We start from the raw sequence: 16,009 nt of genomic DNA, 5'->3' as shown, positions 1-16,009 counted from the left end.
GGCCACCAGTCCACCGTGTGCCCCCCAGCTCTCGGTGCGCGGCCCCCCGGCCGACCACCGCCGGGCCGGCCGGGGGGCCGCGCACCGAGAGCTGGGGGGCACACGGTGGACTGGTGGCCGACGGGCGGCGAGGGGGTCCTGGCCTTCTGGCTGCTGATCTTCGCCGGATGCAACGCACTGCGCGGCGTGTACTGCCTCGTCCGGGACCGGAAGCGGCGGCGGACGGTGCGCGCCATGACGGCCCGGGGCGTGGATCCGGTCCGTGCGGCGCAGCTGACCGGTGAGGTGCGGGACGCTGCGGAGGCGGCGGTGTTCGTCCTCGCCGCCGACGGGCTGCTCAGGGTCGCCGACGACGGAGGGGTGCGGCTCGCCTCCCCCGGCAGGATGCCGCGCGACCCGGTCCTGGCCGCGTTCATCCGGGGCGCGGGGGGCGCCCCCGGCGTGAAGGTGTACGAGATCGTGGACCACCCCCGGTTCGAGGAATTCCGCACCCTGCTGAAGGAGCGGGACGCGGGGCTGCCGATGACGACCGGCCTCAGCAGACCCCTGATCGCCGCCTTCGCCGCCATGTCCGTCCTCGCCATGGGCCTGCACGCTCTGCTGGCCGACGCGCCCGTGCCGTTCGCCGAGGACGCGCGGCCCGCCGCGTGGCTCCTCGTGGGCCTGATCGTCTGGACGGTCCTGTGGGCGGTGTCGGCCCTGTGGCCCGGGGACGGCAGACGCCGCTGGCCGGAGCTCGACGCGCACTGCCGGGACCAGGTGGAGCGCGCCCGCGGCGCCGTGCCGGAGAGCACGCGCCGCGCCGTGATCGCCTCGAAGCACCGGCCCCGCCCCGCCCCGGAGCCCCGTCGGGCCGGCAGCCGGCCCGACGGCTCCTGGGCCGACGACATCGGCGGCGACTCCTGCGGAGGGTGCGGCGGCTGCGGCGGCGAGTGACACGCCCCGCCCCGCCGTAGCCTGGGCGCCATGAGCGGCGAAAGCGATCTGCGGACCCTGTTGAGCGGGATGCGGCCTCTGCTGCGGCCCGGACGGTACGTGTTCACGACCGTGCCGGAGGGCGTGCCCGAGGGGGTCGCGCCCGTGGTCACCGTCGCCGAGGAGGAGGGCCTGACGCTGGTCGTCGCCCAGGAGGCCGCCGACGCGGCAGGGCTGGCGTACGACTACGTGGCGGGCTGGATCACCCTGCGCGTCCACTCGGCGCTCGACGCCGTGGGGCTGACGGCCGCGGTCTCCCGTGCGCTCGCGGACGCGGGCCTCAGCTGCAACGTGGTGGCGGGCTTCCACCACGACCACCTCTTCGTGCCCCACGAGCACGCGGAACACGCGGTGGCACTCCTGGCGGACCTGTCCGGCGGATCCGCCGCCTGACCCCCCGGGGGAGGTACGTGCGACGCCGCTCCCGGCCGGGCGTCACGCTGCCGCCGCACCCTGCGCGGGCGTCCTGCGCACGCCCACCGAGGGCACGCGGCCCGGCCGCCGTCCGGCCGGGCCACGTGCCCGGCACGGATCACGGAACGGCGTCCCGTGGGTTCCTCGCCGGCGCTCCCGCCGGGCGGCTCAGGGCCCTGACGGGTCGTCGTGCCGCCAGGTGCCGGGGAAGTCTCCGGGCGCGGCGGGCCCCGGCCCGGCGCCGGGCCCGCAGGGCGCCGGCCCCGCGGGGCGCGGCAGCTCGGCGAAGAGGTCGACCGCCGCGCGCACCTGCATCAGCGCGGGCGACAGCGCGCTCACCGAACCGACCGCGCCCGCGATCAGCAGCAGCGATCTGCGCATCCGGCGGACCTCCGGATCGCCGGCCGCGACCATCGCCGCCAGTACGGCCAGTTCGTCCTCGGCGATCGCCCGGTCACCGAACTCGGCGGGATGTCCCGCCAGCTCCCGGCGGAGCCGGGAGACGGCAGCACGTAACTCCGCCGCTCTCGGGTCCTCGCCGCTCCGTGTCACCCGCGTCTGCCCCACGCTCCGCAACAAAGCCCAGCCCCTCGCACGTCATCGTGCCCCCGTCCGGAACCCCGCGGACAGGCGACCCGCCCGAGGGGTGCGGGCAAGTTAACGCCATCCGAGCCGGGGCGCGCCACAGTGCGGACGGAATTGGACATCGACGACGGCGTGGAATCGACTGTGTGCGCGACGTGTTCGCCGTGCGTTCGGCCGCGGCGGTCGCCGCACCCGCCCGAACCACCCCGAAAGCCCCAGGAGACCGCGTGGACGACCGGACCGACGACACCTCCCCCGCCCGCCGGGACATGAGCGGCCCCGGCTCCGCCGAGACGCCCGTCGTGGCGGGGCTGCTGCTCGCCGCGGGCGGCGGCCGGCGGCTCGGCGGGCGACCGAAGGCACTGCTCCCGCATCGCGGCAGGCCCCTGGTGGAGCACGCGGTGCGCACGCTGCGCGACGGAGGCTGCGGCCCGGTTCACGTCGTGCTGGGGGCCGCGGCGGCGCGGGTGCGGCAGGAGGCGGAGCTCTCCGGGTGCACCGTCACGGTGAACCCCGACTGGGCTTCGGGGATGGGCTCCTCGCTGCGGGCGGGGCTCGCCTCCCTGGCGCCGGCGGGTGCGGACGCGGTGGTGGTGCTGCTGGTGGACCAGCCCGGCATCGGGGCCGCCGCCGTGGCGCGGGTGGCGGGGGCGTACGGGTCGCGGACCTCGCTGGTGACGGCGGCGTACGGCGGCCGGCGCGGCCATCCCGTGCTGTTCGGCGCCGACCGGTGGGAGGCGGTGGCGGCGAGTGCGTCGGGGGACCGCGGGGCACGCGCGTACCTGAGGGAGCACGAGGAGGCGATCACGCAGATCGAGTGCGGCGACGTGGCCGAGGAGTACGACATCGACACGCCCGCGGACCTGCGCCACCTTGAGTGAGCGGCGTGGCACGGTGCGCCATGTTCCCTCGAACCGGAGAATCTCGACATCAACAAACCATTGAACTTCCACCATGCGGTAACTACTATCCACTGTTCAGAAGCGCCTGATACCCCAGACGGCGCCCGCGGCCGTACCTCGGAGCCCTGGCACTGAGTGCCGTTCGGCGACCCGGCGACCGCCCGGCACCGCCCGTGACGTCTGCGAAGCCTGTGAAGTTCGCTGAAGGAAGTGACAGCTCATGTCCGCACCAGCGCCGTCCCCGCTGGCCATCGTCGAAGCCGAGCCCCTGCCCCGCCAGGACGAGGTCCTGACCGACGCGGCCCTCGCGTTCGTGGCCGAGCTGCACCGGCGGTTCACGCCCCGGCGTGACGAGCTGCTCGCCCGCCGCGCCGAGCGCCGTGCCGAGATCGCCCGCACCTCCACGCTGGACTTCCTCCCGGAGACCGCCGCGATCCGCGCGGACGACTCCTGGAGGGTCGCCCCGGCGCCCGCGGCCCTGGACGACCGCCGTGTGGAGATCACCGGACCCACCGACCGCAAGATGACCATCAACGCGCTGAACTCCGGCGCCAGGGTCTGGCTCGCCGACTTCGAGGACGCCTCCGCCCCCACCTGGGAGAACGTCGTCCTCGGCCAGCTCAATCTGATCGACGCCTACGAACGCCGCATCGACTTCACCGACCCCGGGTCGGGCAAGTCCTACGCCCTGCGCCCCGCCGAGGAGCTCGCCACCGTGGTGATGCGCCCGCGCGGCTGGCACCTGACCGAGCGCCACCTGACCGTGGACGGCGCCGCCGTGCCCGGCGCGCTCGTCGACTTCGGCCTGTACTTCTTCCACAACGCCCAGCGGCTGCTGGACCTCGGCAAGGGACCGTACTTCTACCTCCCGAAGACGGAGTCCCACCTGGAGGCCCGTCTGTGGAACGACGTCTTCGTCTTCGCCCAGGAGTACGTCGGCGTGCCGCAGGGCTCCGTCCGCGCGACCGTCCTCATCGAGACCATCACCGCCGCGTACGAGATGGAGGAGATCCTCTACGAACTCCGCGACCACGCCTCGGGCCTGAACGCCGGCCGCTGGGACTACCTCTTCTCCATCGTCAAGAACTTCCGTGACGGCGGCGAGAAGTTCGTCCTCCCCGACCGCAACGCGGTCACGATGACGGCCCCGTTCATGCGCGCCTACACCGAACTGCTGGTGCGCACCTGCCACAAGCGCGGCGCCCACGCCATCGGCGGCATGGCGGCCTTCATCCCCTCGCGCCGGGACGCCGAGGTCAACAAGCTCGCCTTCGAGAAGGTCAAGGCGGACAAGGACCGCGAGGCCGGCGAGGGCTTCGACGGCTCCTGGGTCGCCCACCCCGACCTGGTCCCGATCGCGATGGCCTCCTTCGACGCGGTCCTCGGCGACCGCCCGAACCAGAAGGACCGCCTGCGCGAGGACGTCTCCGTGGCGGCCGGCGATCTGATCGCCATCGACTCCCTCGACGCCCGGCCCACCTACGACGGTCTGCGCAACGCGGTCCAGGTCGGCATCCGTTACATCGAGGCGTGGCTCCGCGGCCTCGGCGCCGTCGCCATCTTCAACCTCATGGAGGACGCCGCGACCGCGGAGATCTCCCGCTCGCAGATCTGGCAGTGGATCAACGCGGGCGTCGTCTTCGAGAACGGCGAGCGCGCGACGCCCGAGCTGGCCCGCGAGGTCGCCGCCGAGGAACTCGCCGCGATCCGCGAGGAGACCGGTGAGGAGGCGTTCGCCGCCGGCCACTGGCAGCAGGCGCACGACCTGCTGCTGAAGGTCGCCCTCGACGAGACCTACGAGGACTTCCTCACCGTCCCGGCGTACGAGCAGCTCACGGGCTGAGGGCTGCCGCCCGGGCGGACGGGCGGACGGGCGGACCCGGCGGCTCTGCCGGGGCTCCGCCCCGGGCCCGGGCGGACACCCGGTCCGGACGGGCCCCTCACCTGACGGAACGTCGACCGGCACCCGCACGGCCGCCGGTCCAGGCGGGCCCCGGCGCCTTCCGGCCGCGGTGCCCGGTACCGCCGCGGTACCGGGCGCACGCCCCGTGGCCCTCCGGCGCCGCCGCGCCCGTAGCGCCTTGCGCCCGCTCCCGCCGCCCTGACAGGGTCGGGCCATGCACACCTTCCCCGCGCCCGACGGCACCGTTCTCGCCTTCCACGAATCCGGGGCCGGTGAGCCCCTGATCTGCCTTCCCGGCGGGCCGATGCGGGCGTCCGCGTACTTCGGCGACCTCGGCGGCCTCGCGGACGCGGGGCACCGGGTGGTGCGGCTGGACCTGCGCGGCACCGGCGCGTCCGGCGTGCCGGCGGACCCGTCGTCGTACCGGGTGGACCGCCTCGTCGACGACGTGGAGGCGCTGCGCGAGTACCTGGGGCTGGAGCGGATCCGGCTCCTCGGGCACTCCGCGGGGGCCGCGCTCGCGACGCTGTACACCGCCCGTCTGCCCGAGCGGGTGTCCGAACTGGTGCTGGTCACCCCGGCCGTCGGGACCACGGGCGGAGAGGTGACGCCGCAGGACCGGCTGGACGTCGCCCGGCTGCGCGACGGCGAGCCGTGGTTCCCCGAGGCCTACGCCGCGATGGAGACCATCGCCGCGGGCGAGGCGACGGCGGCGGACTGGGAGGCAGCCGCGCCTCTCTCGCACGGCCGGTGGGACGAGACGGCCCGCGAGCACCGGGCGGCCGGCGCCGCGCAGCGCAACCCGGAGGCGGCGGCCGGCCACGACGCGCCGGGCGCGTACGACCCCGCGGACGTCCGCGCGGCGCTGTCCGCCTTCCGCGGCCGGACCCTGGTCGTCGCGGCGGAGTACGACGTGGCCGCCCCGCCCGGCCCCGTCACCGCCGCGGCCCGTGCGTACCCCGGCGCCACCACGGTGGTGCTGCCCCGCGCCGGACACTTCCCCTGGCACGACTCCCCGGAGGAGTTCACCGCCGCCGTCACGTCCTTCCTGGCCGGCGCCTGAGACTGCCGCTCCGGGCTCCCACCCCACCGGCGGCGCCCGGCACAATGGCCCCATGATCGGCAGACGAGTCACCCATCGCACGGCGGACGGCGTCCGCGTGCCCGGCACCTGGCGCCCCGCGTTCATCCGCAACGGCGACTACTTCCTCACGGACCTGTTCATCTACGCCGACGGGCTGATCGACTGCTGGGGCCTGGTGACGCTGGAGGAGTTCGAGGAGAAGCTGCGCAGCGGCTGGGTCGCGACCGAACTCCCGGACGGGGCAGAGGCCTCGGCGCACGACCTGGCCTCCTGGCGCTTCACCGGACCGCGGACGTGGCTGACGCCCGAGCTGCTGCTCGCGGAGGTACGCGACACCATCGACCAGCTGAACCACCGGCCGGACTCCACCGGACGGTGCCTGGCCGCCGTCGACGCCTTCCTGGCCGACCGGACCGAGGAGAAGCGGTCCGCCGCCCGCGCCGCCTATCTCGCCATCCCGGAGACCCAGCGCCACTACGCCCTGGGCGACATGGACCGCAAGGACGGCCCCCTCCAGGTCCTGCTCGCCGGGGTCGGCGGCGAGACGGACCGCTGGCCCGGCGAGCCGGTGGACCAGGAGGAGTACGACGAGGCGGTCGCCTACTTCGAGGAACGCGACCGCCGGGCGGCGAAGGGCCCGCGGACACCCGCGGACGGCCCCGCCGAGGGCCACGCCCCGGCACTGCACCTCCCCATCAGCCACCCCCTGCGCCCGTCGCCGGCCCCGGGCAAGCAAGGGCTGCGCAACGACTACCCGGCCCCCGTCACCGTCGGCGGAGTCGTCCATCCCTCCGCGGACCAGGCGTACTGGGCGCAGACGGCGGCCGACCCGGCGGACCGGGCCGCGATCGCCGCCGCACCGTCGGCGAGCGCCGCGCGGCAGCTGGCCGCGGACGCCGTCCGCCGGGAGGACTGGGAACTGGTCCGCACGCACGTGATGACGGGCGTGCTGCGGGCCAAGTTCACCCAGCACCCGCACCTGGCCGACGTCCTCCTCGGCACCGCCGACGCGACACTCCTCTACGACGACGACTCGTTCTTCTGGGGTGCCAACGGGGGCCGTGGCCGGAACTGGACGGGCCGTCTGCTCGAACTGGTCCGCTCCGAACTCCACGCCCACCGGGCGGGTCTCGGCTGATCCGGGCGCTCCGGGCACGGCGGCCCCCGATGCCGCCGTGGGGCCCCTGCGCTCACCGAGCAGCTGCGGGAGCGGTCGGCCGAGCTGGAGAACCGTCAGAAGGCGCTCCAGTGCCGGGACCCCACCGTGCGCCCACCGGCCGCCTCAGGCGCCGGCCACCGCGCGCCGTCCCGCCGTCCCCTGTCCCCCCGTCTCCTGTCCGGCCTCGGCGGGCCGCGCCGCCGTGTCCGACAGGCGGGGGAACAGGGGTGCGGGGGGCGGCAGCACGCCGTCCACCGGCGTGCACTGCGCGGTGATGCGGGCGGCGGCGTCCGGGAGGAACGGCGTCAGCCGCTCGGCGAGCACGAGGCAGCTCGCCAGCAGGGCGCCCAGCACGTCGTCGAGCCGCTCGGCCGACGCACGGTCGCCGTCCTTCTCCGCTCGTGCGTGCACCCACGGCCGGGTGGCGTCGATGCAGCGGTTGGCCTCCTCGACGACGGTCCACACGGCGGCGGCCGCCTGCCGGAAGTCGTAGTCCTCCAGGGCCGATCCGACCCGTCCGGCGCTCTCCTCCACGGCACGGGCGAGCCATTCCGAGACGGCGGCGATTCCGCCGACCCGCGCGACGCCGACGACCCGCGCGACGCCGGGGACGTCTCCGCCGCGCACGGCCGGGGGCCTGCCCGCCCGGTAGCGGTGGACCATGGTCACGATCCGGTTGACCAGGTTGCCGACGCCGCCCGCGAGATCGGTGTCGTGCCGCTGCACCAGGCGTTCGGCCGTGAAGTCCGCGTCCCCGACGCGCGGTACGTCACGCAGCAGCCACCAGCGCACCGCGTCGGTCCCGTACCGCGCGACGAGATCCGCCGGATCCACGACCGTGCCGGCCGACTTGCTGATCTTGCGTCCCTCCACGGTGAGGTAGTCGTGGACGAGGACGTCGGTGGGCAGCGGCAGCCCCGCCGACAGCAGCATCGCCGGCCAGTACACGGCGTGGAAGCGGATGACGCCCTTGCCCACCAGGTGGATCCGCCGTCCGCTCCCCGCCCACCAGCGGTCGAAGTCCTCGCCCCCGGTGCCGTATCCGAGGCTGGTGACGTAGTTGCCGAGGGCGTCCCACCACACGTAGACGACCTGGTCGTCGTCGCCGGGCACGGGGATGCCCCAGCCGCGGGCGCGGGTGCGGGAGCGGGAGACGGAGAAGTCGTGGAGTCCGCCGTCGATCAGGCCGAGCACCTCGTTGCGGCGGGAGGCGGGCTCGATGCGCAGGGTGCCGTCCCCGATGAGGCGGCGCAGGGTGTCGGCGTGGCGGGAGAGGCGGAAGAACCAGTTCTCCTCGGCGACGGGGCGCGGTGGTGTGCCGTGTTCGGGACAGTTTCCGCCGTCGAGGTCCTCGGGCGTCCAGAACTGCTCGCAGCCGACGCAGTAGAGGCCCTCGTAGTGCTTGCGGTAGAGGTCGCCCGCCTCCGCGACCCGCTGCCACAGCCGCTCCACTCCGACGCGGTGGCGCGGGTCGCTGCTGGTGCGGATGAAGTCGTCGAAGGAGAGGGACAGCGGGTCGCGGAGCCTCTCGAAGGCGACCGCGTTCCGGTCGACGAACTCCTGCACACCGACGCCGGCCGCCTCGGCGGCGATGACGTTCTTCAGGGAGTTGTCGTCGGTGCCGGTGAGCAGCCGGACGTCGTCGCCCGCCTGCCTGCGGTGGCGTGCCAGGACGTCCGCCTGCACCAGTTCGAGGGCGAAGCCGAGGTGCGGGCGGGCGTTGACGTACGGGATGGTCGTGGTGATGTAGGTGCGTGGCGCGTCGGTCATGGGGAGTTCCTTCTCCGTCGACCGGGACGGGCTCCGAGCGCGCACGGCGGCGAGGCCCCTTCCCGGGGCCTCGGTACGTCACACGTCCGTGTCAGCAGCCCCTGTGGCGGGGCATCATCCGGAACGTGTGCGTGGTCATGGGCCGACGGTAGCGGCGGAACGCGGGCGGGGGCCACGGGTTTTCGGCCGAGGCCACCGGACTCCGCCCAGAACAGGCACGCGGTAGGCGGCATTTCGCCCGGACGCGGCGCGCGGGGGGCGGCCCTCCCGAAAGCCGCCACACATCCGACACCCGTCGTTCACACCCAGATTCACATGCACATGTCACCCTCCGACTACCGGCTCATTCAACCCGCGTAGACCGGAGGTCCCCCCATGCCTGCGCCCCACGCCCGACGCTGGAGATCCCCCGCACTCGGCGGTCTGGCGGCCTTCACCGCCGTGGCCGCGCTGACCCTGCCGGCGGCGGCCGCCACCCCGGCGCCCTCGACCGGTTCCGCCGCCGGCGCCACCGCCGCCACGGCGTACGACGACACCTACTACGCCGACGCCCTCGGCACGTCCGGCGCGGCGCTGAAGGACGCGCTCCACACGATCATCAGCGACCAGACCAAGCTGTCCTACTCGGCCGTCTGGAACGCCCTCAAGGCCACCGACCAGGACCCGAACAACAGCGCCAACGTGAGACTGCTCTACTCCGGCGGCTCCCGCAGCAAGTCCCTCAACGGCGGCGACGCCGGCGACTGGAACCGGGAGCACGTCTGGGCCAAGTCGCACGGCGACTTCGGCACGGCCACCGGACCGGGCACCGACATCCACCATCTGCGCCCGACCGACGTCCAGGTCAACAGCATCCGCGGCAACAAGGACTTCGACACCGGCGGCAGCACCGTCTCCGGCGGCGGTGGCAGCCTCACCGACTCGGACTCCTTCGAGCCCCGCAACGCGGACAAGGGCGACGTGGCCCGCATGATCTTCTACATGGCGGTCCGGTACGAGGGCGGTGACGGCTGGGCGGACCTGGAGGTCAACGGGAACGTGAACAACGGCAGCGCCCCGTACATGGGCAGGCTGAGCGTCCTCAAGCAGTGGAACCTCCAGGACCCGCCCGACGCGTTCGAGCAGCGCCGCAACGAGGTCATATACGCCTCCTACCAGGGCAACCGGAACCCGTTCATCGACCACCCGGAGTGGGTCGAGTCGATCTGGTAGCGCGCCCGCGGCCCCGCTGACGCCGAGGGGTGCGCGCCCCCACGGGGACCGAGGCGGAATGCACGCCACCGCCCAGGTCTCCCACGGGGGAGGGAACGTGCGGTACCTGCGGTCGCACCGGTTCGGGGCCGCGCACCCGGACGCGGTGGTGGCGGCCTCCTGGCCGCCACCACCGCGTCCGGGCCGACGGCACCCCGCCCCCCGCGGCCGGGCCGCCCCCCGCACGGTCCGGCCGCGACGCCCCCGTTCCCTCCGTCCGGCGGCCCGGGTCACCGGCCCGGGGCCCCGCACCTCACCCGGGCGCTCCCGTGGGCTTGCGGAACAGGTCGATCATCACCGAGTACTCGTCGCCGCCGTGGCCCGCCGCGACGGCCCGCCGGGCCAGATCTCGTACGAACCGCGGCAGTTCGGTGCCGACCCCGAGCGCCTCGCTCTCGTGCACGAGGTGGTCCATGGTCGCGAGATGGGTCTCGAGCGTGGCGTCGGGGGACGTGTGGTCGTCCGCGTCGACCCGCCGGGCGTAGTCGGACAGCCAGCCGGACACGGTCCCGAGCCCGTGCCGCGCGACCGGGGCGAACGCCTCGGCCCGCACGCCCGCGGCGCCGAGGAGCGCGGCCCCGTGGAGGAAGCCGTTCAGGATGCTCCACATCAGGCCGAGCACGCTCATCTCGTAGAGGGCGGCGAGGCCGTGGTCGTCGCCGATGTGGGCCGTCCCCCCGCCGAGGAGGCGCAGGGTGTCCCCGTGCCGGGCCCATGCCGAGGCGTCGCCGCTGAGGAGGACGGTGGCGTCGTCGGCGCCGATACCGGCCGGGGTGGCCATGATCGCGCCGTCGAGGTACGTGCCGCCGTGTCCGGCCACCCGGGCGGCCGTCTCGCGGGCCGTCGCGGACGTCCCCGAGGTGAGATTGACGAGCACCCGCCCGTCGAGCAGCGGCCCCAGCGGGTCGAGGACCTCGCGGACCGCGTCGTAGTCGGTGAGGCAGACGACCACGAGTCCGCCGTCCCCCGCTTCCTCCACCGCCTCGCGGGCGGAGCCGGCCCGCCGCGCGCCCCTGGCGACGAGGTCGTCGGCCTTGGACGCGGTGCGGTTCCACACGGTCACGGCCAGGCCGTCGTGCAGGAACGCCCCGGCCAGGGCCTGCCCCATCAGACCGAGGCCGATGACCGTGACCCGGGTGGGGCGTGGTGACTGATGCTGTGTCATGAGTGTGCTGCTCCCTGCCTGTTCGGCTTCCGTGGCAGAATCCTCGACATTCACACCGGTATGAAGGTCAAGGGGGAACGGCGATGCTGATCGGGGACTTGAGCCGGCGCACCGGGGTACGCACCCACCAACTGCGCTACTACGAGGCACAGGGGCTCCTCCAGCCCCTGCGGCGGGCCAGCGGCTACCGGGAGTACACGGAGGACGCGGTCCTGACCGTGCGCCAGATCAGGAAGCTGCTCGAAGCGGGGCTGTCCACGGAGGACATCGCGTACATGCTGCCCTGCGTCACGGGCCCGGGCCCGGACATCACCCCCTGCGACGAGCTCATCGACACCCTGCGCGCCCGGCTCACCGGCCTCGACGAGCAGATCGACACCCTCGCACGTTCGCGCACGGCCCTGCGCCACTACATCGAGACGACGGAACGCCGCGCGCGGGAGACCGCCCCGACCGGCGTCTGATCCCGGCCCGCAGGGCTCACGCGCCGCCGCGGCTCCGGTGGCGCCGGTGCTCGCGCAGTTCACCCGCCACCGTGCGGCCGAAGGCGACGGCGCCCCACACCAGGAGCGTGTTCACCACGGCCCCGAGCACGAACGGCAGCATCCGGCCGAGGAGTCCCGGCTCCGCGTCGGAGGTGGACGGCGCGACGTCGAGGAGTCCGGCGAGGCACCAGGCGGCGATCCCCACCACGACGGACCCCGGGAACGTGGCCAGGTGCAGGACGGCGGTGCCCGGGTCCGGGTGGTCCATCGCCCCGACCACCAGCGCACCGGCCCCGGCCGCGGCCACGTAGCCGAGCGCCGTCGCACGCGTGCGGCGGCCGACGCGGCAGGGGGCGGGGATGCGGGCCATGGTGTCTCCGATACCGGTGCGCCGCGCGGTGTCCGCGCGAGCGGGGAGGGGGACGCGGGACGATCGCGTCCTTGACGGCGTTCTCGAACGCGACTCATGAACGCGGTTCAGGAAGGCCTTCCGTGAACGACGTTCTTGAACGCGTTCAAAGCATACGGGACGCCGGGGAAGCGCCTCGCCCCCGGCACCGGCCGCAGGGCCCCGCTATGATCCACGGCGACATCGCGTGTCGGTCACCGGCCGGGTGAGGCATGGAGGTGTCAGGAGATGCCCTCGGAGGCATTCCTTGTCAGTCGATCTGAACCACACCATCGTCCACGCCCGGGACAACCGGGAATCCGCGGAGTTCCTCACCCGCCTGCTCGGCCTGGAGATCACCGGCGAATGGGGCCCGTTCATCGCCGTCGCCCTCGGCAACGGCGTCACCCTGGACTTCGCCACCGTCCCCGCGGACGGCATCACCCCGCAGCACTACGCCTTCCTCGTCTCCGAGGAGGAGTTCACCGCGGCGTACGCGCAGATCGTGGAGCGCGGCATCGAGCACTACGCCGACCCCCGGCGCGAGCTGCCCGGCACCGTCAACCACAACGACGGCGGCCGCGGCGTGTACTTCATGGACCCGTCGGGCCACGCGATGGAACTCATCACCGTGCCGTACGGCGGCTGGGACGCGTAGCGCCGACCCCCTCGGGCCGCACCCCGGAACGGGGGTGCGGCCCCCGGTGGCGTTCATCCGCCTCCTGCGCCCCTGTGTCTTCCCCGGCCCCCCGTCACCTGCTGCCGGAAGAGCTGACGGACGACGCGGTCTCCTGGCCCCCCGGTCCGGCCGCGTACGCCAGCGGAGGGGCGATGGCCTGCGCGTCCGCTCCTTCACCGACCCACAGCGCGATGAACAGCGCGGCGGTCGCCTCCAGAAGTCCCGCCCGCTCGAGACCGCCGCCTGCCACGGGTTCACAACCCACGTCCCGCACCAGCTCGTGCACACGCGCCAGGGCCGTCTCGTCGTCCCCGCAGACGGGTACGGCGAGGGGTCGTCCGCCGAAGACGGGCGGCCGCATGCGCCACACGTCCTCGTGGCAGAGGTTGAACGCCTTGACGACGTGCGCTCCCGGTGCCGCCGCGGCCAGTTGCCGCGCGGCCGAGGGGCCTCCTTCCGTCAGCAGCCGGAAGCCAGGGCCGACCGGGTTGGAGCAGTCGATCAGCACCGTGCCCTCCAGGGGCACGCGCAGTTCCCGCGCCACGTCCGCTCCCACCCCGAAGGGCAGCGCGGCCAGCACCGCCTCCTGACCGGACCCGGCCGCCTCGCGCAGGCCGGCAGCCCTCGCGCCGCCTCCGATACGCGCCGCGAGCCGCTCCGCCTTGCGGGGGTCCCGCCCCCCGATGGTCACGTCGTGCCCGGCCCGCACCCAGTGGGTGGCGAGCGCGTCGGCCATGTTGCCCGTTCCCAGTACGCCGATTCTCATCACGGGGTCCCTCTCTCCATGCCTGACATGCCGTTCACACCGACGCTAGAGAGCGGTTGGGGCACCATGTGGTACGTGACGACCAACGCCTTCCTCGCCGACTGCCGCGCCCGCCTCGGCTTCGACCTGCTCTCCAACACCTGGAACGCCGTGGTGCTCTGGGCACTGCGCGACGGCCCCCTGCGCCCGGTCGACCTGCGGGAGCAGATCGGCGGCATCAGTTCCAAGGTCCTCAACGAGACGCTGCGCCGGCTGCAGTTCAACGGACTCGTCGCCCGGCAGGCACACCCCGACGCACCAACGCGGGTCGAGTACCGGCTCACCGCCCTCGGGCAGACCTTGCTCGCCCCCATCGACGCCATCGGCGCATGGGCCTTCGAGCACGGCGACGAGGTGATGTCCGCCCAGGAAGCGGCCTGCGCTCCCACCCCGCGGCCCGCTCCCGCCGCACGCTGAGGGCCGCCCCGGACGGCATCCGCCCTGCACGGCCTCGTCGCGGAGGCCGCACCCCGCGGCGAACACGATGTCCGACATCCGCCGGCACGCCCGCGGCCGGCCGACCGCACACCGCCGCCGACTCGCTCCCCGAGGCGTCCTCGGGCCTGGGCGCCCTGCTCGGCCGGCCCGGCGCGCTCACCGGGCGCCGAGTCACTCCGCCGGAAGCGGGCCGGCGGGCCGGACGTCCTGGAGGCGGCGGAAGGGGCGGTCCGCCTCGAGGGTGAAGCCGACGTCGAGGAGGGTGCGTTCGTGGCCGGGGCGGGCGGAGAACATCACACCGATGGGGAGGCCGTCCGGAGTCGCGGAGGCGGCGGGCAGCGAGAGGGACGGCGTGCCGACGACGTTGTTCACCGGGGTGAAGGCGACGTAGGCGAGGATCCGTTCGATCAGGGTCTCGTACGGGACGGTCGGGCTGAGGTGGCCGAGCGGGGGCGTGGTGTGGGCGAGCACCGGGGACAGGACGAGGTCGACGCCGCGGAAGGCGGCCGCGTACGCCTCGCGGGTGCGCCTCAGCCGGCGCACCACCCCCGGGGTGGTCCGCCACTTCGTGGTGTACGTCCGGCGCAGTCCGCGGCTGAGGCCGTCCATCCGGTGCCGGTCGAAGTCGGAACCGAGCGTGCGGCCCGTGACCCCCAGCAGGAACGACAGCAGGCCCCAGTAGGTGAGGAAGTCCTCGGTGAAACGGGGGTCGATCGCCAATTCGACCGGCTGCACGGTGTGCCCGAGCCGCTCCAGCGCGTCCGCGGTCCCGGTGACGGCCGCACGGGTCGGACCGTCGGTGGCGACGCCGTTCGGCGAGTCCAGCAGGAGCCCGATCCGCAGCGGGCGCCCCGAGGGCCCTTCGGCCGGGGGTCCCACGGGCGGCAGCCCGGGGTTGCGCCAGTGGGCCTCGGCGGCCGCGAGGAAGGCGGCGCTGTCGCGCACGGTGCGGCTGACGATCCCGTCGGAGACGATGTCGAGCGGCAGCTGGCGGCCCTGGGCGTTCGGCACGACCCGCCCCCGGGTGGGCTTCAGACCGACGAGTCCGCAGCAGGCGGCGGGGATGCGGATCGAGCCGCCGCCGTCGTTGGCGTGCGCGAGCGGCACGGCTCCGGCGGCGACGAGGGCCGCGCTGCCGCCCGACGAACCGCCCGCCGAGTGGCCCGTGTGCCACGGGTTGCGCACGGGCTCGGCGCCGTCGTACTCCGTGGTCGGGCTGAAGCCGAACTCGGGCAGCCGGGTCTTGCCCAGCACCGTCACGCCGGTGCTCAGGAACTGCCGGGTGAACGGGGCGTGGCGGCGCGCGGTGCGCGGGGTGAAGGCGGCGCTGCCGTGCCCGGTGGGGAGTCCGGCGTAGTCGGTGTTGTCCTTGACGAGGGTCGGCACCCCGGCGAAGGCGCCACCGGGGGCGGACGTGGGGGCCGGGGCCTCGATGTGCGTCTGGACGGCGTGGAGCAGCGCGTCCGCCTCCCTGACCCGCGCCGCCGCGTCCCGGGCCGCCTCGGCGGCGGAGATCTCGCGCCGCCGGATGGCCCCGGCGAGTCCGACGGCGTCGTGCTCGCCGAGCGCATCGTCCCGGAAGACGTGCACCGTGGTCTGTTCCTCGAAAGTCGTCACCGCTGACTCCGCCCGGGCCGCATGGATGCTTCCCCGCCATCATTGCTTACCGGCGAGTAACACGCGAGGGTTTCCCGGCGCCCCGTCCCCCGCGCGTCGCCGGGGGCGGCAGGACGGCGCGGCACGTGCTCGGCGCAGGGCGGCCGCCGGCAGGCCGGTCCCGAGTGCGGCGAGACGGGGCAGGTCGAGCGTGTACCGGACAGGGCGGCCGCGCGCCGGGCGCCGAACCGGCCCGCCCGGCGGCACGGCCGCTGCGGCGGGAGACCTCCGGCGGCGAGAGCTTCCGGGCGTGGGCCGGCTCGCCGGTGGTGTGCGGACCGCGAGCCGGGGTGCGCGGCGGACGGAGCCCTGCCGGGAGCGCAAGGGCCTCCGGCAACCGGCTCGCGGAG

The 16,009-nt window shown here is 74.4% G+C and carries 15 protein-coding genes and 1 pseudogene; 10 read left to right on the top strand and 6 right to left on the bottom strand.

From position 1 onward, the window contains the following. Positions 1–105: 105 nt before the first annotated feature. Together EAO77_RS16530 and EAO77_RS16525 are read left to right on the top strand one after the other, a co-directional pair. Complete coding sequence (locus tag EAO77_RS16530; protein WP_147988721.1) at positions 106–936, top strand: hypothetical protein; 831 nt, start codon at positions 106–108, stop codon at positions 934–936. A gap of 30 nt (positions 937–966) precedes the next feature. Then, positions 967–1,368 (top strand): ACT domain-containing protein, encoded by a 402-nt coding sequence (locus EAO77_RS16525; RefSeq protein WP_147988720.1) that lies wholly within the window; start codon positions 967–969, stop codon positions 1,366–1,368. A 291-nt stretch (positions 1,369–1,659) separates the two neighbouring features. Here the strand turns inward: EAO77_RS16525 and EAO77_RS16520 are convergent. Continuing rightward, positions 1,660–1,968: pseudogene (locus EAO77_RS16520) on the bottom strand (DUF5955 family protein); the annotation flags it as partial. A 275-nt stretch (positions 1,969–2,243) separates the two neighbouring features. Here EAO77_RS16520 and EAO77_RS16515 point away from each other — a divergent pair. From EAO77_RS16515 to EAO77_RS16500, 4 genes are all read left to right on the top strand, one after another. Next, the gene (locus EAO77_RS16515) at positions 2,244–2,855 is read left to right on the top strand and encodes an NTP transferase domain-containing protein (protein WP_147989172.1); all 612 of its coding nucleotides are present in this window, start codon (positions 2,244–2,246) and stop codon (positions 2,853–2,855) included. Positions 2,856–3,096: 241 nt separating this feature from the next. Continuing rightward, positions 3,097–4,719 (top strand): malate synthase A, encoded by a 1,623-nt coding sequence (gene aceB, locus EAO77_RS16510; protein ID WP_147988719.1) that lies wholly within the window; start codon positions 3,097–3,099, stop codon positions 4,717–4,719. Between the two features lie 274 nt (positions 4,720–4,993). Continuing rightward, the gene (locus tag EAO77_RS16505) at positions 4,994–5,842 is read left to right on the top strand and encodes an alpha/beta fold hydrolase (protein ID WP_147988718.1); all 849 of its coding nucleotides are present in this window, start codon (positions 4,994–4,996) and stop codon (positions 5,840–5,842) included. Between the two features lie 52 nt (positions 5,843–5,894). Continuing rightward, complete coding sequence (locus EAO77_RS16500; protein WP_147988717.1) at positions 5,895–7,001, top strand: NADAR family protein; 1,107 nt, start codon at positions 5,895–5,897, stop codon at positions 6,999–7,001. 144 nt (positions 7,002–7,145) lie between these two features. Here the strand turns inward: EAO77_RS16500 and metG are convergent, their stop codons facing one another. Further along, the gene (gene metG / locus EAO77_RS16495) at positions 7,146–8,792 is read right to left on the bottom strand and encodes a methionine--tRNA ligase (protein WP_147988716.1); all 1,647 of its coding nucleotides are present in this window, start codon (positions 8,790–8,792) and stop codon (positions 7,146–7,148) included. Positions 8,793–9,167: 375 nt separating this feature from the next. Between metG and EAO77_RS16490 the strand changes: the two genes are divergently transcribed. Next, entirely contained in the window at positions 9,168–10,004 is an 837-nt protein-coding gene (locus tag EAO77_RS16490; protein ID WP_147988715.1) for an endonuclease I family protein, read from the top strand. Positions 10,005–10,296: 292 nt separating this feature from the next. Here the strand turns inward: EAO77_RS16490 and EAO77_RS16485 are convergent, their stop codons facing one another. Continuing rightward, on the bottom strand, positions 10,297–11,208 hold the full coding sequence (locus tag EAO77_RS16485; protein ID WP_147988714.1) for an NAD(P)-dependent oxidoreductase: 912 nt from the start codon (positions 11,206–11,208) through the stop codon (positions 10,297–10,299). 83 nt (positions 11,209–11,291) lie between these two features. Here EAO77_RS16485 and EAO77_RS16480 point away from each other — a divergent pair, with 83 nt between their 5' ends. After that, positions 11,292–11,672: a MerR family transcriptional regulator gene (locus tag EAO77_RS16480; protein WP_147988713.1), complete on the top strand. Its 381-nt coding sequence runs from the start codon at positions 11,292–11,294 to the stop codon at positions 11,670–11,672. 16 nt (positions 11,673–11,688) lie between these two features. On the opposite strand, the gene EAO77_RS16475 is transcribed toward EAO77_RS16480, so the two are convergent. Continuing rightward, positions 11,689–12,063 (bottom strand): hypothetical protein, encoded by a 375-nt coding sequence (locus tag EAO77_RS16475; protein WP_147988712.1) that lies wholly within the window; start codon positions 12,061–12,063, stop codon positions 11,689–11,691. 286 nt (positions 12,064–12,349) lie between these two features. Here EAO77_RS16475 and EAO77_RS16470 point away from each other — a divergent pair, with 286 nt between their 5' ends. After that, the gene (locus EAO77_RS16470) at positions 12,350–12,739 is read left to right on the top strand and encodes a VOC family protein (protein WP_147988711.1); all 390 of its coding nucleotides are present in this window, start codon (positions 12,350–12,352) and stop codon (positions 12,737–12,739) included. A gap of 94 nt (positions 12,740–12,833) precedes the next feature. On the opposite strand, the gene EAO77_RS16465 is transcribed toward EAO77_RS16470, so the two are convergent. Beyond that, positions 12,834–13,526 (bottom strand): NADPH-dependent F420 reductase, encoded by a 693-nt coding sequence (locus EAO77_RS16465; RefSeq protein WP_147988710.1) that lies wholly within the window; start codon positions 13,524–13,526, stop codon positions 12,834–12,836. Between the two features lie 75 nt (positions 13,527–13,601). Between EAO77_RS16465 and EAO77_RS16460 the strand changes: the two genes are divergently transcribed. Beyond that, entirely contained in the window at positions 13,602–13,982 is a 381-nt protein-coding gene (locus tag EAO77_RS16460) for a winged helix-turn-helix transcriptional regulator (RefSeq protein WP_147988709.1), read from the top strand. Between the two features lie 192 nt (positions 13,983–14,174). On the opposite strand, the gene EAO77_RS16455 is transcribed toward EAO77_RS16460, so the two are convergent. Further along, positions 14,175–15,620 (bottom strand): amidase, encoded by a 1,446-nt coding sequence (locus tag EAO77_RS16455; protein WP_147988708.1) that lies wholly within the window; start codon positions 15,618–15,620, stop codon positions 14,175–14,177. Positions 15,621–16,009: the final 389 nt, after the last annotated feature.

The organism is Streptomyces sp. T39, assembly GCF_008042045.1.
Classification (GTDB): domain Bacteria; phylum Actinomycetota; class Actinomycetes; order Streptomycetales; family Streptomycetaceae; genus Streptomyces.
Note: the sequence above shows the minus strand (reverse complement) of the source record. Positions and strands in the feature narration are given on the sequence as shown.

Excerpts from the sequence above, each read along its gene's own strand:
- EAO77_RS16525 (WP_147988720.1), top strand. The coding sequence starts at position 967 with ATGAGCGGCGAAAGCGATCTGCGGACCCTGTTGAGCGGGATGCGGCCT.
- EAO77_RS16515 (WP_147989172.1), top strand. The coding sequence starts at position 2,244 with ATGAGCGGCCCCGGCTCCGCCGAGACGCCCGTCGTGGCGGGGCTGCTG.
- aceB (WP_147988719.1), top strand. The coding sequence starts at position 3,097 with ATGTCCGCACCAGCGCCGTCCCCGCTGGCCATCGTCGAAGCCGAGCCC.
- EAO77_RS16505 (WP_147988718.1), top strand. The coding sequence starts at position 4,994 with ATGCACACCTTCCCCGCGCCCGACGGCACCGTTCTCGCCTTCCACGAA.
- EAO77_RS16500 (WP_147988717.1), top strand. The coding sequence starts at position 5,895 with ATGATCGGCAGACGAGTCACCCATCGCACGGCGGACGGCGTCCGCGTG.
- metG (WP_147988716.1), bottom strand. The coding sequence starts at position 8,792 with ATGACCGACGCGCCACGCACCTACATCACCACGACCATCCCGTACGTC.
- EAO77_RS16490 (WP_147988715.1), top strand. The coding sequence starts at position 9,168 with ATGCCTGCGCCCCACGCCCGACGCTGGAGATCCCCCGCACTCGGCGGT.
- EAO77_RS16485 (WP_147988714.1), bottom strand. The coding sequence starts at position 11,208 with ATGACACAGCATCAGTCACCACGCCCCACCCGGGTCACGGTCATCGGC.
- EAO77_RS16480 (WP_147988713.1), top strand. The coding sequence starts at position 11,292 with ATGCTGATCGGGGACTTGAGCCGGCGCACCGGGGTACGCACCCACCAA.
- EAO77_RS16475 (WP_147988712.1), bottom strand. The coding sequence starts at position 12,063 with ATGGCCCGCATCCCCGCCCCCTGCCGCGTCGGCCGCCGCACGCGTGCG.
- EAO77_RS16465 (WP_147988710.1), bottom strand. The coding sequence starts at position 13,526 with ATGAGAATCGGCGTACTGGGAACGGGCAACATGGCCGACGCGCTCGCC.